The following is a 19,977-nucleotide window of genomic DNA, read 5'->3' on the forward strand; positions in this document are numbered from 1 at the left end:
ATTACCCTGTGACTCGCCTGAGCAGGGGCAGGCGCACCCGAAACCAACCCTCGTCCTTGCTGACTTCCACGGGCAGCGGCGCTTGCAGCAGCTCGTAGCGGTGAATGATGTTTTGCAGACCGATGCCGGTGTTCGAACCGAGTCCGGCCGTGCGAGGGCGCAATACATTTTCCACCACCAAAAACGGCCCACTCAGCTCGTAGCGAACAGCTAGGTGCAGCGGGTGCTCCCGCGACGCTACGTTGTGCTTCAAGGCATTCTCCACTAAAAGCTGCACGCTTAGTGGGGCTACGTGCTGCATGAGGGCTTCCGGCGGCACGTCTTGGGTCACCTGCAAGTTGTCTCGAAACCTAGCTTTTTGCAGCGCCACGTAGGTATCTACGAAGGCTAGCTCCTCGGCCAGCGGCACGGTGGCTTTGTCGCGGCTGAGCAGCACGTAACGGTACACGTCGGCGAGCTGCTCCACGAAGTCTTGAGCGGGCAGGTTGTGCTCGTCGATAAGCGCCGAGAGCGTATTAAGGCTGTTGAAGAGAAAATGCGGGTCGAGCTGGCTTTGCAGGGCTTCTAGCTGACTCTGCACCCCGGCGCGGGTGAGCTGCTCGGTGCGGCGCACGTTCTGCTCCCACTGCTGAAAAAAATACACGGCCTCGTAGACCGTGAGCACCACCACCGTAGGAATCAGGTTGAAGATGGAAGCCCGCAGGTGATCGGGCCAAAAGGTGGTGCTCGGTAGCAACAGCTGCAAGGGCAGCCGCAGCAGCACCGTGGCCACGGTCGTGTAGAGCACCGACAAGGCCGCCAGCGTCCAGAGCCGTTTGGTGGTTTGCGCTACATCCGGAAAGCGGCCGAGGACCCATACCCACAGCGTTCGGTTGCCGATCCACAGAAAAAAGGTGAAATAAAAAGAGATGCTCCAATCGATAAAAAACCACAGCACGGATAATGACCTAAGCTCCGGAACCGTGAACAGCGTAATAAGCAAGCTCAGGATGGGAATGCCAATAAGCCGAAGCCGACGGTCGTGCATGGGGTAGTGGAGCAGGGAGGGAACCTAGGTCAGGAAGGGCGGAGGGTATTCAGTGGGGGCGCAGAAATAAGTCTACAAAATGAACGGCAGGCTGCGTTAGGCAACCATTTTATCGCGCGAAGCCCCCTTGAGAAAGACCCAAAGCTCGGCAAAACTAGCCCCTAGCTCCAGTGCGAACCAGGTGAAGTGACCAATCGGGGAGGTGAAGCGGCAGGAGCGACAGGGCGAGCCGAAACAGCCCACGCCGCCAACATGCTGGCATACCAGCAGCGCACCTGCAAAAGCTAGAGTACTACTGTTTCGCTAGCGGCTCCAATGCTTTCGAGCCCCGGACCAGAAAGGCATATTGGGCATAATCGGTAGCAACAGCATCTGGCTTGGTCGCGCTCATGTTCTGCCCAAACAGCGGCGCTTTGATATCGAGCAGCTGGCGGGAGTGCCGGTAGGGCGAATCGGCCGCGTCAAGTTTGAACAACGTAACGGCATGCTCCGGCGCTACTTTCGCTAGGTCCTTCAATCCCTTCACGAACACCAGCGGCCCTTGCTGATTCACCCAGTCGACGGCGACGTACGGCGTGGCTGGCCGCACCGACGCTGGCAGAGCGCCCGTTGGCAGTAGCGTTTCGCTTTCCAGCGAGAAAATAGGCATCGACACCACTTTATCGTGAAAAGGAAGAGGCGATTTCTTGAGCAAGGCCGCGAAAGGGAGCGTTTTGTTGATGGGGCCCTGCAAAACGTGGTACACGCCCCACAAACCGTACATTTTCTCCCGACCTAGGTGCTTGGCGTGGTACTCGGCTTGCAGGTTCAGCAGCAGCACACTGTCGCGCCGCACCCGGGGCTGCAGGTAGGTGAGGTTGCGCACAAGGTGCGCGAAGTCGGCGTACTGGGTGCCGAGCTGGCGCTGGTAAGTTTGGGTGGTACCTAGGTTCTGCTCGAGGCGGCGGGCGCAAGCGCTGAGGGCTTCTTCCGACGCCGGCTCGGCGGCCAGCAACTGCTGAAGCGTATCGAGCTGGGCAGCGGCGCCCGCTTTATACTGCGCAGCCTGCAGCAGCGCCTGCACCCGCTGCCGCGTGACACCTAGGTCCTGAAGCCGATCGAGGCCGATAAAGCGAATCTTGGCCGAATCGGGCAGTGACTCATTTAGCGCGTAAATGCGCTTGAGCTTGTTGTAAAAACCTACGTTGCCCCACTGGGCCGTATTTAGCCACGGCTGAAATGCCACGCGCAGGTTGCGCTCATCGCCCGTTTGCAAATACTGGTTGAAGTAGTACGCTTGGCTCGGGTCAATCTCGGCGATGTAGTTGCGCAAGCCAACCTTGGCATTCAGGTGCTTAAGCAGCGCAAAATCTAGGTCCTGGGGCGCGGCTGTGCCGTGCGACTCCCCCAGCAGAAAAATCTGATTTTGGTAAAACGTCTCATCGAGTAGGGCGAAGGTTTCCGGCGTGGCCGTCGTGAGTACCTCCTTGTGCTGCGCTAGGTATTGAATATTCTCCGTGCTTTCACTGCCCCGCGCCGCTAGTCCATACAGCGCATAACCACCTAGCGCTAGCAGCGGCACTCCCACAATCAGCAGAAGAAAAAGTATCAATAAGGCTTTTAAAAATTTCTTCATAGGTTACTGATTATGAAAGATGTATTACCTGTGGTAAGCCAACTGAGCTTTGCCAAAAACCCGTTGCAATGAGCCGCAACAGCCACGCAAACGCCGTGTCGCCCGACGTGAGGCGTCTCGCGTGCCACGCTAGCTTCAGGCACCAAGGTAGCCCCGGCACGTGTCATGTGTTGGTCGTCATCACGCAGAAAAGCTAGCGCATAAGAAATGCCCGGTGCTGGGTTTGGTGTGGGCTAACGGCTGTGGCGGCGTTAAGGTACTCAAGGTAGCCTTGCAAAAATCGGCCGGGAAGAAAGCCAGTCAGTTTTGTTCTTGTTGCGTAATTTATTTACTCCTACTGAAAACCAGAACCCCTACTTCCACTCATGTCCTTTTATTCTGCCCGACCTGAAGATCTGCTTTTTGATGCGGCCCGCAAGGGTGATGTTGCCTACCTCCAACACCTGCTAGATGGGGGCATTGACGTGAACGTGCAGGATGGCCGCGGCTTCACAGCTCTCATTCTCGCTAGCTACGACGGCCACCTAGACGCCACCAAGCTCCTGCTAGCGGCCAACGCTGACCCCAACATTCAGGATGTGAGCGGCAACTCGGCGCTGATGGGCGTGTCGTTCAAGGGCTACCCCGAAATCGCCAATTTGCTCATTCAGCACGGCGCCGACCTAGATCTGCGCAACGGCAACGAGGGCACGGCCCTCATGTTTGCCACGTTATTTGGCCGCAACAACTTGGTAAAAATCTTGGTGGAAGCGGGGGCCGACCAAACCCTGCGCGACCGGCGCGGCCTTTCTGCCTACGACCTAGCTATTCAGCAGGGCAACGAAGAAGCCCTGCAATACCTCCACGTTGGATAACGTGCTGCTGGCCTAGCTAGTAAGCTGGCCTTCATGCTCCGTTAATCTTGTTCGTGCCTATTTCTCCGCCCAAAGAGAAACACTGAAGGTCGTTGCGGGGCTTGTCCGGCAACGACCTTTTTCCTTCGCCCTTCACCCACCCTTTATGGTACCCCACTTCCTCTTTGCCACCGGCATCGAAAACAGCTACCCGACCATCCAAGGCGGCAAAGTCCGCATGGATGAAATGGACAAATGCGGCCACTACAAGCACTGGAAAAAGGATTTTGACCTGGTGCAGGAGCTAGGTATTTGCTTTCTGCGCTACGGGCCGCCCATTCATACCACCTGGCTCGGGCCGGGGCGCTACGATTGGTCGTTTGCCGACGAAACCTTCCAGGACCTGCGGCGCCGCGACATTGTGCCCATCGTCGATCTGTGCCACTTTGGAGTACCCGATTGGCTGGGAAACTTCCAGAATCCGGATTTTCCGGAGCAGTTTGCCCGCTACGCCCGCGACTTTGCCAAGCGCTTTCCGTGGGTGCAGCTCTACACGCCGGTGAATGAGATGTACATCTGCGCCGAGTTTTCGGCGCTGTATGGCTGGTGGAACGAGCAGTTGCAGTCCGATCAGGCCTTCGTGACGGCGCTCAAGTACATTGTAAAGGCCAACGTGCTGGCCATGCAAACCATTGCCGAAGTGCGCCCCGATGCCCTGTTCGTGCAAAGTGAATCGTCGGAGTACTTCCACGCCGAAAACCCGGCCGCCATCAAGCCCGCCGAGCTGATGAACGCCAAGCGGTTCTTGTCTTTGGACCTGAATTACGGTCGGCGCGTGGATTCGGAGATGTATGAGTACTTGCTCGATAACGGCATGACCCGCGAGGAGTACCACTTCTTCTTGGAAAACAAGATGAAGCACCAGTGCATCATGGGCAACGACTACTACAAAACCAACGAGCACCGCGTGATGGCCGACGGCAGCACCCGCGCCTCGGGCGAAATATTTGGCTACTACGCCATTACGCGCCAGTACCACGACCGCTACCATCTGCCCGTGATGCACACCGAAACCAACCTGTGGCAGGGGCCCTGCGGCGACGAAGCCGTGAATTGGCTCTGGAAGGAGTGGGCCAACGTGCTGCGCGTGCGCAACGACGGCGTACCGATTGTGGGCTTCACCTGGTATTCGCTCACCGACCAAGTCGATTGGGACTCGGCCCTGCGCGAGAACAACGGCAACGTGAACCCCCTAGGTCTCTACGACCTCGACCGCAACATCCGGCCCGTGGGCGCGGCCTACAAGCAGCTGATCCAGGATTGGCGCGAGGTACTGCCGGCCCAGAGCGTATGCTTGCAGGTGCCTATTGTGGTGCCCAGCGAAACCGACCAGCCCTGGGCCAAAATCCAGCGCGACCGGGCCCGGCGAACCCACACAAGCCGAAAATCGGTGGAGGCCAACCAAACCACGGTATAGGAAAGCGGAACGGGGCGTTCGTTGGGGCGCCCCGGCAGCGCTGTTTTAAAACCAAGCTCAACAAGAGCACGTAACACGCCCGGCGCGCCCTCACAACCCCGCCGCACACCTGCATGAGATTTCAAGACAAAGTTGCCCTTGTAACGGGCGGCGCCAGTGGCATTGGCTTGGCTACCGCCAAACGCTTCGCCTCGGAAGGTGCCCGCGTGGTTATCGTTGATTTAAAGCAGGAAAACCTAGACAAGGCGCTGCCGGAAATCAAAGCGGCCGGTGCCCCCGATGTGTGGGGCTGCGCCTGCGACGTATCAGACGAGAAGCACGTGGAAACTGCCGTGCAAGGCGCCCTAGCTAGGTTTGAGCGCCTCGATGTGGTGGTGAACAACGCCGGCCTAATGCAATTTAAGCCCCTGGAAGAACTAACCGGCGAGGATTGGCTGCGCGTGCTCAACGTGGATTTGCTCGGTACGTTCTACTTCACTAAGCAAGCCTTCTTGCACATGAAGCCCGGCGGCACCATCGTCAACGTATCCAGCATTCACGCCATCGAAACGAGCCCGCTGGTAGCGCCCTACGCCGCCGCCAAAGCAGCGGTGCTGTCGCTCACCCGCTCAGCTTCTTTGGAAGGCAAGCCCAAAGGCATTCGGGTAAACGCTGTGCTGCCCGGCGCCATCGACACCCCCATGCTCTGGGAAAACCCCAACATTAAAAGCGGCGTGGAAAAGATCGACCGCGCCGATGTGGGCAAAGCCGAAGACATTGCCGCCACCATCGTCTACCTAGCTTCCACCGATGCGGCCTTCGTGCAAGGCGCCGAGCTGCGCGTAGATGGCGGCCGATTGGACCAATTGTAACCACCTGATTGAAAACGACAAGCGGGCGCTACTACCTAGGTAGTAGCGCCCGCTTGTCGTTGTAGAAAAATGTTACGGAGCTGCTACCAGCGGAATACCGTGCATGGCTTCCCAGAAAATAGCGCCCGTCAACGCCGCGTAGCTTAGGGCAAAAGCCCACGTACCTAGCACTGCCCGCCGCGGCAGGTAGCGGCTCAGCAGCCAGCCGGCCAGGGGCACAAATTGCAAGGCGTGCAGCCCCAGGAAGTGCGCAATGCGTAAGTCGCCGGCGCGGGTGCTCCACCCTAGGCCCAGCAAGCCAGGGCCTCCGTCGGCAGCTCCCACGGTGTGGCTGGCCTGATGAATCATAATGCCGCCTAGCAGACTGCCAATTAAGAAGAAGAGGATACCTAGTCGCACGCCCCACACGTACGCCGCCGGGCCGTGCGGCCGATGCCGAAACACCAGCACCAAGGCCCAAATAATAAGGGCCGTATTCAGCATGATGAAGATGCCCATCAGGTTGAACAGGATGATGTTGAGGGGTGTGCTAATGTTGTAGTGCGACGTGGTGCCGCGAAGCGCTTGCGCGTAGATAATGATGATTTCGACCATGATGGCCACCGCTACGCCCCAACTGATGCGCTGCACTGCCCGCTGTGCCGCCGCCGGCAGATCGGCCAGCAGCCAACCTAGCGTCCACAAGTACAGGATGTTTGAAACGGCAAACTTGATGGGCTTGATCCACGCAGCTACGCCCGTAATGATGCGGTGGTCGAAGGGCAGCAAAAGGACCGCCGCTCCCAGCAACCCAACGTGAATCCAAGCGGGCCACGACAACACTGGGTTGGCGCGGTGCAGTACGATGAGCATCTCGCGCAGCCTCTTCCCGAAAGAAAAGCTAGGTTGGGCGGGAGCACTAGACGAGGCTTTGGAGATGGTGAACGTAGTTTCCATAATAGGTAGAGGCAGAAGAGTGGAAGCGGAAAAGGCAGCGTTAAAGAGCAGGCGCTGTGCTAGGAGTAGCATACCGGCGCCGTACCACGCTGTAGAGCAAGAAGCCGACGGGCCCAAACAGAAACGTAAGCAGGAGCGTGGGCACGAGCAACAGGTGCGGCACCCCGCGCCGCTGGGCGTCGCGGCTGGCCCAGGCGCCCACGGCTAGGTCGAAGCAGAGGTAGTGCACCCAGCCGGCCAGCAGCGCCCACGGGTCGCGAAACAGGGCCGCTACTGCCGATAGGGAGCTAAACCCACCTTCGCCCGCGTGCCCCCCTAGGTAGTGGCCCAGAATCACGACGGTATACACCACTGCCAGCCCCAGCGACCAGGCGCCGCTACTGATCAGGCGCTGGGTAACGCGCCAGCGCGGCGCCACAATCAACAAGACCCAGCCGAGCAGGGCGGCATTGCTGGCGTACTGAAAAAGCGTGTCGGGTGTAAGGAGCATAGCCGGAAGGATTTGATGGGTCTAAAGTACTGTCATTGATGCAGCTAGGTATCCTGAATCGGGGTGAACCGGCGGACAAGCAGGGGCGAAGCCGCGGGAAGTAGCAGGTGAACCGTCGCCGTTTCTGGCTAAACTTGCCTAGGTTGCCGTGCGTAATGGAGCCATTATCCTTTTCCACACCGTGCGTTATTCGCTGACCAAACTGCTGGTGCCCGGTTTACTGGCGGGTTCGTTTTCCGTTGCGGCACAAACAACGACGCCGGTGGAAACCTTGGCTTTGCGCCCCGATTCTACGCACGTGCGCACTCCGCACCGGCGAGTCGTAGCGCAGTTCGATCAGCGTTTTTCGCCTCTCAATGGCAAACTCGTTGGCATCAACGGCGTGAAGCTTGGTATCGAATGGCGCGGCCGCCTGCGCACGGGCCTAGGGGTGTACTTGCTCAGCGGAGGCGTGCCCACGCGCGAGCCTGCCCCGCTGACGCTGCCCGCGAATACGCGCACCGAGTTGCGGTTTCGCTACCTAGCTGCCTACGGCGAGTACGTGCTCATCGGCACGCCGCGCTGGGAGCTGAGCACACCCACGCAGATTGGGTTTGGCCGGGTACTGGGCCGCTACCATCTTCCCGACGGCAGTCGGCAGCAGTCACCCATCGACCATATCTGGCTAGTCGAGCCCTCACTCGTGGGGCATATGCGCATCTTTCGCTGGGTGGGCGTGGGCGCGGGCGCGGGCTACCGGCAGATGCTTTTTCTCAACAGCAAACAGGAGCGCGAACTCAGCGGCTTCATTCTGGTAGGGCGGGTGAAGCTGTTTTTGGGTGACTTGTACAAGATTGCCCGGGGCCGCGAGCGGCTATTGTCGCAGAAAGGGCTGCACCGCCGAAACAGGCGTGAGAAGCCAACCGACCGGTAGCGCTAGGCTCAGCAACGCCACAAACGCGGCCACGCGGCGGTGGCTAATGGGCTAGCTACGCGGTATCGGGTAGCCAATATGACAAACCAAATTTTATAGCATATTGTTGATTTTCACATATTTATGTGATTGACAGCTCTGTTCTAAACGCAGATATTTGAACACTGATTAGCTGGTCAAGTGCTCTACTGATCACAGAGCAAGCTAGGTAATGCCGGCAGTGCTAGTAGGTTACGCTATATCCTTATCGCTATTGCTATTATGGTTCATTATTACATCTGGTCAGGCTAGGATCAGCGCTTACGAGCCCCGACGAACACTAGCCAAACTCCCACTCTCAAACCAGTAAAAATCAATGGATACCCTTCTGCAAGACAAAGAACCCGTCACAATTCCGAGTGTAAGCAAGCCTACAAATGGCCACATGCCCGTCTCCAATTTGTCGGAAGACGCCGAACCGGAGGCCATGCAGGCCCAGAACGGCCGGGCGCTGCCTTCTAGCCCACCCGCCGAAGGCACTAACCCCCAAACAGTACAGCCCGGTAAGGATGGCGTGGAAGCCGTGAAAGGCTTTAAGCTGCGCGAATCACAAGTCCTTAGCGAGAGTGAGCTAGGCAAGCTCTACAAGGCCCCCGATACGAGTAAGCTGCGCGATATTGGCGAGGCTTCGTACGGAATACTTGCGCCCGACACGGATGACACATTGCCGCCAAAAGCCGCCACCGTGCACGGCCCCGACGACCGGGTGCAGATTACCAACACGACTATTTACCCGTGGCGAGCTATTGCCTCCCTGCTCATTACGGCCCGCGACGGTTCGCAGTGGATTGGCACTGGCTGGTTTATCGGGCCCCACACACTCATGACGGCGGGCCACGTCGTGTTCATCAAGAACAGCGGTGTGCCCGGCCGGGATGGATGGGTGCGCAGCATTCAGGTGATGCCTGGCCGCAACGGCAGCTCGCTGCCCTTCGGCTCCGTGACGAGCACCAACTTCCGCTCCGTAACCAACTGGACCAACAACGGCGACCAAAACTTTGATTATGGCGCTATCATCATCCCCACGAACCTAGGCAACACCACGGGCTGGTTTGGGTTTGGTGTCTACTCCGACGCAGATTTGCTGAACACCGTGGGCAACATTTCGGGCTACCCCGGCGATAAGCCCGGCGGCACGCAGTGGTTTGATGCCCGGCGTATTGCCGCCGTCAACAGCCGCAAAGTGTACTACGACATCGACACGGCCGGCGGGCAAAGCGGCAGCGCCGTATACCGGATTGTGAACGGTGCCCGTTACGCTTTTGCGATTCATGCGTACGGCGGCGCTACGACCAACTCCGGTACGCGCATTGTGCAGGATGTCTACAACAACATGGTTAGCTGGAAAGCGTAGGAAGCACTGGCGAGTTCTCCTGGCCGGCGGCAGCTTAGTTGCCGCCGGCCTAGGGCTCTGGCTACTACCAACGATGACCCGCAAGCCACACATCATCTCTGGGCACGTGCACGAGCCCAATGGTCGACCAGCTGTTGGCGCACGCATCTACTTCTTGGCGGCGCCGGTAGCCGTAGCCGATATGGCTCTCGTTACCGACCAGCACGGCCAGTTTACGTTGCCTGCGCCAGCCTCCGGCACCTACCAGTTGGGCTGCACCGCCGACGGCTTCGCGCCTGCTACCGTCACGGTCGATGTTGCGGAGGAGGATGCACGCGTAGAGATTGAACTACGACGCTAGCAGCGCGGGCGTTCTAAATAGAAATAGGCCTCACCGTATCGGTGGGCCGCAAGGGGTAGCGCCCGCCTAGCCATAGCTGGGCGGGCGCTACCCCTTTAGCGCGGTTAGCGTCGCGAAGCCTAGCTAGGCGGAGTTCTTTCTGAGGAAGTTGCGTTAGCTAAATACCCGATAGTACCTAGCCGGTCTACCTTGCCCGAAGCAGTAGCCTGAAACTGCGGCGCGTACACGAAGGCCCGCGGCTGCTCATAGCGGGTAAGGCGCTGGGTGAGTAGTTGTTGTAGCTGTTGTAATTGCGCGTCCGTTAGTGCTTCGCCTTCCAGAAAAGCCGTCACTTGCTCGCCTAGGCGCGCATCTGGCTGGCCCGCCACAAAAGCTCGGCGGATGGGCAAACCTAGCTCCGCCAGGGCCACTTCCAACACTTGCTCTACCTTTTCGGCCTGCACTTTCACGCCGCCCGAGTTGATCACAAAGTCGGCCCGGCCGAGCCACTCAAAGGTGTGCTCATCCACGAGGCGCCCCCGGTCGTTGGTCGTAACTAGTTGATCGGCCGTTACATCACCCCGAATTGCTAGGCAACCGCGGGCGTCCAGCTCCACATGAATGCCCGGCAGCACCCGGTAGTACGGCGACGCCTCGGGCCCGTTGATGCGGCGCAGGGCAATGTGGGAGGCGGTTTCCGTCATGCCATAAGTATGATATACGGGTACGGTTAGCGTCTGAATAGCGCGTTCCAGCGCGCTTTCCACCGTAGCGCCTCCCACCAAGATAACCTTCATCCGGTTGAGTTGGGCCTCGAAGCCGCGGTCGAGGAGGGTGCGGAGCTGCAGCGGAACAAAGGAAGCAAAGTCGAACTCAGCGTCGGGTGCTACTGCTACCAGCGGGTTGGCGTTCGGCTCCACAATGGTTAGGTGCATCTGGTGCTCCAGGCCGCGCACCAGCATCATCAGGCCACCCACCGATTCGCAGTTCAGGCATACCAACTCTCGGTCGCCGGCACCTAGGTCAAAGTATTCACACGTTCGCCGCGCACTAGCTTCCAATTGTCGCCGCTGCATTTGGATGAGCTGCGGCGTGCCCGTCGAGCCCGACGTGTGCAAATCAAAGGTAAGAGTGCCATTAAGCCACTGCCGGCAGAAGTCCAGCACTTTCGCCTCATAGCCATTCAGGTCGGCGGGAGTGTTTAGCGGATACTGCTGGATATCGGCATAGCGAAACACGCGGCCATTCAGTAGCAGCGAATCGGGGACGAGGGAAGCGGACATAGAATGTAGGAGAAAAATAAGATGGCATAATACAACAACAAAACTGCTTAATTCTCACGCTGGTAGCTAGCTTCAGCAAACGTTTGCATAAATTTCAAACGTTTGCGCTTGCTTTTTTGAAATTGCCCTCGTACATTTGGATCAGGATTTAATCATACTCGCTATGACTACTGCCCAGCATTTCCCAACCGAAACAGTAGAAACTGCTCCTGCCCGTGTTGCTAGCACGCCTGCTAGCTTCTCCCCAGAAGCTGAGCAAAAAGCGCAAGCGAAAGCCATGAAGAAATGGCGAAAAAACGAGCGGCTTCGGTTCTTCTTCGGCTGGTGCTCTGGCTGTCAGGCATACGGTTCGATATTCTAGTTCTAATTACTGCACGCAAAACCCACCCAGAAAAGCCTCGCCGAAAAGCGAGGCTTTTTGCTTTGCGGGAGACTTACCCAACAATCAGCGCAACAACCACTGCCGATACTTGGGCTCGGTAGGCGCAGTCAGCAGGCACAAAAAAAGCAGCAACATACCAAAGAACACCAGATCAAGCCAATGGCGCGTGATGTGGTAAATCATCAGGGGTGGCAGCCCCAAGATACCTAGGAAGCTATTTCGCAGAATGATGCCACTGAGGTACAAGCGGCGGTTTTGCTCCTCGGGGCGCCGCAGGTTTGGCCGGATCCGCTTGGAAACCAAGTAAAGACATGCTCCCACCACCAGCAACAGCAGCGCCAGCGCCAAGAGAGCGGGCACCGGCGCTGGTGTGGCCGTGGTGCTCCGCAGGCGGTGCCCAGCTGATAAGGTAAGGAGTAGCATGAGGGTGGCCTGCACAGGAAACTGCACAAAGTGAACTCTCCGAATCCGTTGAATGGCATGCATGTGTTTATCTACGCACCGGCGCGTTTCGTGGTCAGGTGCCCCGCAAACCGCGCCATGAGTACTCTTGCCAACCTAGCTTTCCCGGTCAATTTCCCTGGAGCATCCGCGCCGCTCACGGAGCCCAACCGGTACTTTTCAGGTAGTCGATCAGCTGCGGGTTAGTGGCAGAAAGCGCCGGAATCCACAGGCTGATTCGTTCCCGGTGCCACCAAACGCCCTGCGGATTGTTTGGCTCGGCAAACGTGTAGCGATATAACACTGCACGGATATAGCGTGGCGGCTTGTTGGGAAAAGGGTTGCCGGCAAACAGGCTTAGCGTTTTGGGGTCATTGTGCAGCAATTTCCAGACAAGGTTCAGCGTCCAGGGGTATTCATTGACCGACGCCATGGAGGCAAACCACATCTGCCAGTCGAGGCGCAGCTGATAAGGTGCTACCTGCGGAGGGCGCTTGTCGAGCAGCACCGGTAGGCCTTTGTAGAGGTAAGGCTTCCAAGTGGCTTGGGCACTGGGGGCCTCGTCCATTGTGCCTTCAAACACCACATTCAGCCGCTCCCGGCCCACCGAGCCGAAAGCCCCGTAGGTGTTCACGAGGTCCAGCGGGTCGAAGGAAGTGTTCATAATTTGCCCCGGCGATATAATGTTCAAGGCTGGCTGGATGCTGAGCGCCGTAATGAGCGCCGTCACGACCCACGCCGTTACCAGCATGGGCTTAGATTCCTCCGCATTGGCCGCCGCCGCTTGCGCTTTCTGTACGAGCCAGCGCGGGAGCACCCTAGCCCAAAAGCCATCATCCAAGCAAGCCAGTGCCGGGACAATCGTCAGCCAGTTCAGAAACGAAAGGTTGCCGCTGAGAATAATGTTGAGCTGAAACAAGATCATCACCCCGCCCGCAACATGCCGCGCTACCCTAGGTCCGAACGCGAACAGGGGCGCGACAATTTCGGCCAGCCAGTTGAACCACACCCCCATCTTCAGCGCAGTACGGGGCAGAAAGTGAAACCACCGGCTCAGCGGCCCCGGAATCGGCTGCGTTTCAAAGTGATAGTAAAGCGCCGTGCTGTTACGCCACACTTCATCCCCGCGCACTTTAATCAGGCCTGCCCCTAGCATGATGCGAAAAACCAGCCACCGGAATAGCACGATGATGGGCATAGGCGGCGCGTACTTTGGAAAGGGCCGCATATCGAGCAGCGGGCAGAGGAAAATGGCCAGGAAACCGGTTTCAAGCAGCTGAATCTCCCAGCCGTAGCCGTACCATTCCTGCCCCACGTGCACGAAGGACATATACAGAAACCACAGCACCGTCAGTAGCAGCGCATTAGCGAAGCCCGCCGCCACCACGCAGGAAAGCCCAAACCCAATCCAGGCCACTGTAAGCAGCGCCGCATCTGAATGCTCCAGCCAAAACACCGATGGTAACCGCAGAAAGCCCGCGCCATCCGACCCTAGAGCGGCGCTTATTTGCTTGAGATACAGCCCAACGGGCAATAGCCCATCGGCGCCAATTAGTGGTACGATCTGGTTGATGGCCACCAGAAAGGCCACCGCGTAGAGGGCACCCAGCAAGCGCAACAGCACAAAGCGGGTGAGCCAGTAAGTGGGAGGGGTGCTTAGCGTTTGGGCAGGGTTTTGCCGTGCTTGAGCGGAGGTGTTGGTGACTTCCATCGACTTTCATCCTGATGGAAGTGCATACGAGTGTCGCTTGGCAGTAGGTGCCCGCTGGACGGGTAAAATGCCGATAAGTTGCTACTGATCAACTACAATGGTGGAGCTTGCCTGCCTAGCTAACACGTTACTCGCTGGGCTGCTCATAAGTTGCCATGGCAGAGAGACCAGCGCCAGTACGCCACCACATTACGATTGGATAGTTCACTTAACCGCCACCCTTCCGCTGTTCGTGTGGCTACCGCCGACAACACGCCGCCGGCCACAAAGTACGTTTGTAGAGAGTTAGGGTCGTGCGCATCAGCCGCCCACAAATGCATAGCTGTTAAGTTGGGTCTCAGCTTGGCCTAGTCACCGGCTAGCTCAATCACCTAGTCAGTCGTAACATGGTGCGTGGCCTGAAAGCGCGCAAAGCTCCTTTGCTGGCCTTCCAGAATATTCTCCTATCCCGTGAGAGCGGAGCCGTTAGGCCGCATGATGCGCCCGTCGGGCGTGAACGTCGCTTGCACAATAGCTAGGTCAAGATGTTTGTCCTCAACGGCCCCAAAATAGCGACTCAGCAACTGGCTTATGCTTAGACGGTTGACCTACTCCGTACTCATAAGTGTCTTGTCTTGCAGTGCGTTGAAGTTACGAATTCAGTAACAGTCTTTCCCGTTGCCGCACATCTCTGTGCTTCTCACACGTAGCCTGAAGCGTAGGCTGCGTCAACGCTAGCAGCAATAGGTGCGCTTAAGAGGGGCGCGCTATTCGAGGTTGCCGATGCGGGTACGCTTGGCCATTTTGTGGTGCGATAATGGGTTTTTCCAGATCACATCAAGCGCTGCATAATGCACATAAATCGGCGAGGTAGTGCCGAGCCGGTTGGCCATATAGCCTAGGTCGAAAATAAAAGGCAACGATTTTGGCGCGAATGAATAATATCCCACAAATCGGCTTTCGCGATAAGCTAGCTTTTCCCACTGGCTCGGAGCATACAGCTTACTCGCCGAAAATAGCTGTTCCGAGCTTAGGATGATTTGATGGGTTTTTGCGGCATCCAGGTTTATCGACAACTGTAGGCGTACTCTGGAGCGCAGCTGAAAATTTTCGGCTTCTCTGGCGAAGGTCGGCGTGTAGAACTTTCTGAATTCCTGTCGGAAAGTGGGGATGAATTTGAAGCGGCGTGTTTCTAGGACGTAGGAGAAGCGACTGTAAAATCTGAACTCCTGTTCGAAAGCTGGGTTTTCGCGCTCGTAAGGGTAGCTGTCGAAATACTCGTTTTGCCGGCGGTAGCTCAGGGCGAAGGAGCTTTGCCAGTGCTTGTGAAAGCGGTAGTAGAATTCCTGGTTGAGCACCAAAATGGCCGACTTGTCAAAAGGGTTGTAGTCGGTAGGGTTGCTGATCCGGCCTAGGCCGATGTAGGACATGGATTGCCATCTTTTAAGCGAGTCCAGATCCTGGCGTACGCCAAACGCAACCCAATCAGCTGTATGCGCCTTCCCCAGGCCGGGTGGACTAATTTGCGCAAAGGCTTGCTTGCCTAAAATGCAGAGAAAGAAAAAGCTAGCCCTTCTTAGATTCATTCAATAGCTCTCTAGGTAGAGCATCGCGCTCCTACAGTAAACAGTCTGTTTCGTTGACGGTTATCTCATCAGGCCTAAGCCAAATGAGTACTATCAATCTTACAAACTGATGAACTGGCTGCTGAAGATTAGATGAAGGCGCTGTCGGCTGCCGTTAGCAAAAACGTCCGATACACCTGCCAAAAAGCGAGGTGCATCGGACGCTCAATGGTAGCTAAGCAGCACATACTTGCCTGAGTACTTATTACCAGCCGGCGACTCATTTCTTCTTCTCCGTCAGATGATATTCTTGGATTCTAGGTACTTGATCCGGGGTGAGTGTGAAACTCACTTCTAGGTTTTCCTTTTCGCCTTCAAGCAGGAAAGAGCCGCGGAGCCCGTTCTCCGGCACTAGTTCGCCTACCCGCACAATCTTACCGGCTCGCTCGAAAAGCGCGGTGGCTTCTTTGCGCAACGAAGTAGTGAAATAGTCGAGAAAGAAGTTTTCGGCGAAGATGCCGCTTGCTTCCGCGCCGTTCCAGGAGGGCAGTAGCTTCACGAGTTGCGCCTTGCGCTCATTCAGCACGCTGGAGGGGCGGAGTTGGCGGGGCTTGAGGTCGGCTAGGGTAATCAGGGTGTCGATCATCCGGATCATGATGCGCGAGGTGGGCGCGTACGTGACGTTGGCAAAGCAGGCCACTCCAATGCCATAGTCGGGCAGAATGGCCCAGTTGCTACCGAAGCCGGGCAGGCCGCCACTGTGCCCCACCGTCACGCGGTTTTCGCAGTCCTTGCTCCAGCGCATGCCGTAGCCGTAGGCCGTCACCTGCGGGCAAGCGCGCCCCGACGGGTACTTATACTGCGCATTCAAGGCGTTGAGATTCCACGGGTGCTGCATTTCCCGCACCGAGCTTCTTTTCACCGGTCCTTTCTCTGGCGCGCTAGAAGGCGGCCACGCCGACTGGTGGAAGGCCATGTACTTGCCAAAATCTTCCATGGTGGTGATCAGGCCACCCATGGCTCCGCCGGCGCCGTCGTGCAGCATCGGTTGCTCCACCCACTGCTCGTTCAGCCACCGATAGCCATGCGCGAGTTGGGCCGCCGGCACCTTGGCGTACTCCCAATAGGTGTGGGTCATGCCCAAAGGCTTCAGGATGTTGTCGTTGATGTACTGCTGATACGGCTGCCCCGATACTTTTTGGATGATGTAGCCGAGGGTCACAAAACCTAGGTTGCTGTACTCGTAAGTGATGCCCGGATCGTTTGAGTAACTGAGGCCATTGTTGATAAAAGCCAGCAGCTGCGCATCGCTAATGGCCAGCTGCCGGTCGCCCCACGGGTTGTCTTCCGGCAGGCCGGCCGCGTGCGTGAGCAGGTGTCGAATGGTTACGTCTGGCGCGTCGGTGGTGGGGAAATGCTGCTTTTTAAAGCTAGGTATGTACTGCGATACTGGGTCATCGAGGCGGAGCTTGCCGGCATCCCGCAGCTTCAGGATGGCCATAGCGGTGAAGCTCTTGCTCATCGACGCAATCCGGAAGGCTGATTGGGGCGTGGCGGGCGCTTTTTGCTCCAGGTTGGTGTAGCCAGTGCCGCCGGCGTTCAAGAGCTGCCCATCCACCATCACCCCATACACAAAACCCGGCGCGTGCACGGCGGTAGCATATTCCTGGTACATCCGCTCGAGCACGGGCAAGGCCTTGCGGATCTTCGCCATCCGGGCCGTATCGGCGAAAATAGGCGCCGAGTAGGTGATGGGGGCGGGCTTGAGTTGGGCAAAGGCACGCAACGAAAACAGCACCAGCAGGAGTACAGAAGAAAGGCGCATAGCAGGGAGTTAGGGAATCAATATAGCTAGGCATAGCTAATTCATTCGTTTTCCATTCTTCGACCCTAGGTTATTTCGCTACGCTAGGTGCTGCGCTGCGGCGTGGAACGCTATACTTAGCTCACTTTTGTTCTATAAGCCAGCCAGCAAATTAGAGCCTAGGTGTGGCACACACTCGGCAAGCCTGGCTGGGCTTCGGTTCTACGAACGGCTACTGCGCTTCTTGCTGCGTCCGCAGTTCTTTGCGGAATTTTTCTTCTCCTTTGGCGATGTAGCTGAGGTAGCCAGCCCGGTCGATAAACGGGGCTACTGGGTCCGCGGCAGTGGTGCTTTCGCGAAATTTGCGGTACCGGTCAAACTGCCTTGCGTGCGCTGTCAGGAAGATGTCGGCGGGGAGGCTGCGCAGCACCCGAAAGCTGCGCTCGAAGTCGGCTCGAATGCCGGGATACCGCTCCGGCTCCACTAGCGACATGCCGGGTAGCAGCGTCAGGCTGCCGGCGCTTACCACCTGCAACTCCCGGTTGCCGGCCCGGACGGGGAAGGCCCACGTGGTGCAGCCGCGCGTGTGTCCCGGCGTGATGTGCGCGGTGAGCTTGATTGGCCCGAGGCGGATCGTTGCGCCGTCCTTGAACCGGTGGTCTACGCGCGCGGCCGGGTACCTCGCCAGCCCAGACCATACCAGCAGCTTCATGGGCCAAAAGGTAGCGCCCGCATCATCCAATCCGCCGGAAGCAATGGCATCGGCGCTGGCTTCGCTCGCCCACAGCTCAGCCCCGGAGGCCGTTTGCAGCGCCGCCAACCCGCCCGCATGATCGAAGTGCGGCTCCGAGTTCAGGAGCACCTTTACGTCCCGGATGTTGAAGCCAAGTTTGGTAATACTGGCCATGATCATCGGGGCAGTGCCAGGATAGCCGCCGTCGATCAAAACGTGACCCGCGGGCCCCGTGAGCAAAAAGGAAGTTGCATCGTTGGCGCCCACGTAATAGAGGTTGCCGGCAATGCGAAAGGGCTCGGCCGGTTGCTGCCCACCACGGTCTGAGGCTGCTTTCCACTTCGTAATGCCAACTACCGCTAATATGGCAAGAACGGCGGCAACCCCTAGCCATCGTTGCCGCTTGCGGCGTCTGCTGTTTCCGGAAGTTGTCGAGTTGACCATCGCTGCTAATCCACCTAGGTTCTTGAGTAACTATTTGCTTAATCGCCGCCGCTGTACCAGCTGTGAGCAAAGGAGAAAACGGGTAACAGGAAAGAAACCCCAGGCTCATTTAATCCCACATGGTGCCAACTAACCCCAGCACAGTACCAACCCACAGCCCAACGAGGTACACAAGCAAGCTGGCCAGGATAGCTACTGCCTTTTTCCAGCCGCCCTGGTAGCGCAGATAGTCCATGAAATAGTAAAAGATGCCGCCTACCGCGCCGGCTGCCGGCACTACCAGCAGTGGTCTGATCATCCAGAACTTGGGCCACCTTGGGTCGGGCGCCCCGGCATTAAGCAGAAAAACGGCTATAAGTACCAAGGCAATGGCGGCACCTTGCAGTGCGCGTTTGCCCAAGGATGCCGCGTGCAGCGGCTGCTGAAATTGGTTTGGTGCGTGCATGGGTTTAAGGCTTTAGTGAGATGATAGAAGTATTCGTTCCTGCTGTGAGGCCTGCACTAGCTCCTCCATCCAGAAGAACAGGTGCTTGTAAAGTACTTTGTAATTCAAAGTAAATGGTTGTTTGCGTAACTCCCAAATAAATGCTTAGAAATGTGCTGTATATGTGCTAGCAGATTGCCTCCTGAGTGAGCGTCAGCCGTTCAACACTAGGCCTCTGAAGGCTGCTTCAGGTAAAAGGGGCTTTTGCCGAACCTAGCTGCTCATTTCTCGGCATACACTTCCCGTAGCTGCTTCGTCAGGTAAGTAAAGGAAAGCGGGATGTCGGCGGTAGGGTTGCTGGTAGTACCCTCAATAAAGATATTGCCTTGGTAGTTCGCCTTTTTTAGCGCTCTTAGATACGGCTTGAAATCTTCGCCTTGCACGCCCGGGAAAGAGCGTTTTTCCTTCTCGGCGATTTCGCAGTGAACTAATATATCCTTGGCATCGACAATACTCTGCGGCGACTCACTTTCGCGCAGCATGTGAAAAATATCGGCGTTGAGCTTGAAATTAGGATGATTAACCGCGCGTACAACTTCCGCCGCCGAGCGCACTGTATTCAGAAAATTGGTTTCAGAAGAATTAAGGTTTTCGATGGCAATCATGATGCCGTGCCGCTGCGCCGCAACCGCCATCTTGCGGCATAAAAGGACGAAATCGGCTTGGGCTTTCTGGGCATCATAGCCTTCCGGAATTCTACGTGCGCCACCGCTGCCCAAAACGATAAAGGGGATGCCCGCCTGCTGAGCCCTCGCAAATACACTGTCGACGTAGGCTACCACTCGGGCGTTATCCACCGTAGGCCCCGCAATTTTTATTTTACCGGTAAAGAGAATATTGCAGAGGTACACTTTGCACTTCGCCTTTTTGATCCGAGCTAGGTTTTGCCTGAACTGCTCTTCCGATAAAGCGGGCGAAACCATGCGGCTCACTGTTTCACCTAGCATCCGAAAACCGGCCGCGTGTAGCAGGCTGTCCTGGTCAATGGGGGCTACTAAGCCAATCTGCGGAACGGGCGCTTTGCTCGGGCCGAAGCTGAGCAAAGCCGTAAGCGCTGCGGAGAGTGCCAATAAGGGTAGAAATTTCATAGAACAGCATCGGTTATGGGAGTGGTGGGATGGGGTGGATAAGAGTCGAGCCTTGGCGCTACCTAGGTAATCAAGCGCAGAAGCTAGGAGCCTTTCACACCCGTATTACGCCGCCGTGTGCTACCAATGAAAAAAGGCTCTATATCCTGTCTACCAGGAGTATAGAGCCTTTTGAGTTCTTATGCAACTATTGGCCGGTTACGAGAATT

The 19,977-nt window shown here is 57.3% G+C and carries 19 protein-coding genes; 7 read left to right on the top strand and 12 right to left on the bottom strand.

Annotated features, from left to right (window positions below; translation table 11 throughout):
* Position 1: 1 nt before the first annotated feature.
* Together BXP70_RS09845 and BXP70_RS09850 are read right to left on the bottom strand one after the other, a co-directional pair.
* A complete protein-coding gene (locus tag BXP70_RS09845) occupies positions 2-1,027 on the bottom strand; it encodes a sensor histidine kinase (RefSeq protein ID WP_086593897.1) in 1,026 nt (341 codons plus the stop codon).
* A 292-nt stretch (positions 1,028-1,319) separates the two neighbouring features.
* Positions 1,320-2,642 carry a TraB/GumN family protein gene (locus tag BXP70_RS09850; protein WP_086593898.1) on the bottom strand — a complete coding sequence of 441 codons (1,323 nt, stop codon included), beginning with the start codon at positions 2,640-2,642 and terminating at the stop codon, positions 1,320-1,322.
* A 365-nt stretch (positions 2,643-3,007) separates the two neighbouring features.
* On the opposite strand from BXP70_RS09850, the gene BXP70_RS09855 reads away from it, so the two are divergent.
* The 3 genes from BXP70_RS09855 to BXP70_RS09865 all read left to right on the top strand — a co-directional run bounded on the left by BXP70_RS09855 (position 3,008) and on the right by BXP70_RS09865 (position 5,803).
* Complete coding sequence (locus tag BXP70_RS09855) at positions 3,008-3,496, top strand: ankyrin repeat domain-containing protein (RefSeq protein ID WP_086593899.1); 489 nt, start codon at positions 3,008-3,010, stop codon at positions 3,494-3,496.
* 145 nt (positions 3,497-3,641) lie between these two features.
* On the top strand, positions 3,642-4,952 hold the full coding sequence (locus tag BXP70_RS09860; protein ID WP_086593900.1) for a family 1 glycosylhydrolase: 1,311 nt from the start codon (positions 3,642-3,644) through the stop codon (positions 4,950-4,952).
* Between the two features lie 113 nt (positions 4,953-5,065).
* Positions 5,066-5,803 carry an SDR family NAD(P)-dependent oxidoreductase gene (locus BXP70_RS09865; protein ID WP_086593901.1) on the top strand — a complete coding sequence of 246 codons (738 nt, stop codon included), beginning with the start codon at positions 5,066-5,068 and terminating at the stop codon, positions 5,801-5,803.
* A 72-nt stretch (positions 5,804-5,875) separates the two neighbouring features.
* Here the strand turns inward: BXP70_RS09865 and BXP70_RS09870 are convergent, their stop codons facing one another.
* Complete coding sequence (locus BXP70_RS09870) at positions 5,876-6,739, bottom strand: hypothetical protein (protein ID WP_086593902.1); 864 nt, start codon at positions 6,737-6,739, stop codon at positions 5,876-5,878.
* Between the two features lie 40 nt (positions 6,740-6,779).
* Positions 6,780-7,229 (bottom strand): ABA4-like family protein, encoded by a 450-nt coding sequence (locus BXP70_RS09875; protein WP_086593903.1) that lies wholly within the window; start codon positions 7,227-7,229, stop codon positions 6,780-6,782.
* A 181-nt stretch (positions 7,230-7,410) separates the two neighbouring features.
* Between BXP70_RS09875 and BXP70_RS09880 the strand changes: the two genes are divergently transcribed.
* From BXP70_RS09880 to BXP70_RS29890, 3 genes are all read left to right on the top strand, one after another.
* Positions 7,411-8,142: a hypothetical protein gene (locus BXP70_RS09880; protein ID WP_143436439.1), complete on the top strand. Its 732-nt coding sequence runs from the start codon at positions 7,411-7,413 to the stop codon at positions 8,140-8,142.
* 355 nt (positions 8,143-8,497) lie between these two features.
* Positions 8,498-9,535 carry a trypsin-like serine peptidase gene (locus BXP70_RS09885; RefSeq protein ID WP_086593905.1) on the top strand — a complete coding sequence of 346 codons (1,038 nt, stop codon included), beginning with the start codon at positions 8,498-8,500 and terminating at the stop codon, positions 9,533-9,535.
* Between the two features lie 73 nt (positions 9,536-9,608).
* Positions 9,609-9,875: a carboxypeptidase-like regulatory domain-containing protein gene (locus BXP70_RS29890; RefSeq protein ID WP_179197648.1), complete on the top strand. Its 267-nt coding sequence runs from the start codon at positions 9,609-9,611 to the stop codon at positions 9,873-9,875.
* Positions 9,876-9,994: 119 nt separating this feature from the next.
* Here the strand turns inward: BXP70_RS29890 and BXP70_RS09895 are convergent, their stop codons facing one another.
* Positions 9,995-11,137: an AMP-binding protein gene (locus BXP70_RS09895; protein WP_086593907.1), complete on the bottom strand. Its 1,143-nt coding sequence runs from the start codon at positions 11,135-11,137 to the stop codon at positions 9,995-9,997.
* Between the two features lie 163 nt (positions 11,138-11,300).
* Here BXP70_RS09895 and BXP70_RS29440 point away from each other — a divergent pair, with 163 nt between their 5' ends.
* Positions 11,301-11,498 carry a hypothetical protein gene (locus BXP70_RS29440; RefSeq protein ID WP_143436440.1) on the top strand — a complete coding sequence of 66 codons (198 nt, stop codon included), beginning with the start codon at positions 11,301-11,303 and terminating at the stop codon, positions 11,496-11,498.
* A gap of 84 nt (positions 11,499-11,582) precedes the next feature.
* Here the strand turns inward: BXP70_RS29440 and BXP70_RS09900 are convergent, their stop codons facing one another.
* The 7 genes from BXP70_RS09900 to BXP70_RS09930 all read right to left on the bottom strand — a co-directional run bounded on the left by BXP70_RS09900 (position 11,583) and on the right by BXP70_RS09930 (position 19,768).
* Positions 11,583-11,942, bottom strand: a complete 360-nt coding sequence (locus BXP70_RS09900) for a hypothetical protein (protein WP_143436441.1) — start codon at positions 11,940-11,942, stop codon at positions 11,583-11,585.
* A gap of 175 nt (positions 11,943-12,117) precedes the next feature.
* Positions 12,118-13,671 carry a lipase maturation factor family protein gene (locus tag BXP70_RS09905; RefSeq protein WP_086593909.1) on the bottom strand — a complete coding sequence of 518 codons (1,554 nt, stop codon included), beginning with the start codon at positions 13,669-13,671 and terminating at the stop codon, positions 12,118-12,120.
* A 746-nt stretch (positions 13,672-14,417) separates the two neighbouring features.
* A complete protein-coding gene (locus BXP70_RS09910) occupies positions 14,418-15,080 on the bottom strand; it encodes a DUF2490 domain-containing protein (protein WP_245849591.1) in 663 nt (220 codons plus the stop codon).
* Between the two features lie 415 nt (positions 15,081-15,495).
* A complete protein-coding gene (locus BXP70_RS09915) occupies positions 15,496-17,040 on the bottom strand; it encodes a serine hydrolase domain-containing protein (RefSeq protein ID WP_086593911.1) in 1,545 nt (514 codons plus the stop codon).
* 211 nt (positions 17,041-17,251) lie between these two features.
* A complete protein-coding gene (bla, locus tag BXP70_RS09920) occupies positions 17,252-18,196 on the bottom strand; it encodes a subclass B3 metallo-beta-lactamase (RefSeq protein ID WP_086593912.1) in 945 nt (314 codons plus the stop codon).
* A gap of 109 nt (positions 18,197-18,305) precedes the next feature.
* Positions 18,306-18,641: a potassium transporter KefB gene (locus BXP70_RS09925; protein ID WP_086593913.1), complete on the bottom strand. Its 336-nt coding sequence runs from the start codon at positions 18,639-18,641 to the stop codon at positions 18,306-18,308.
* A gap of 260 nt (positions 18,642-18,901) precedes the next feature.
* A complete protein-coding gene (locus BXP70_RS09930) occupies positions 18,902-19,768 on the bottom strand; it encodes a sugar phosphate isomerase/epimerase family protein (RefSeq protein WP_086593914.1) in 867 nt (288 codons plus the stop codon).
* Between the last annotated feature and the right edge of the window lie 209 nt (positions 19,769-19,977).

The organism is Hymenobacter crusticola (assembly GCF_002154225.1).
Lineage (GTDB): Bacteria > Bacteroidota > Bacteroidia > Cytophagales > Hymenobacteraceae > Hymenobacter > Hymenobacter crusticola.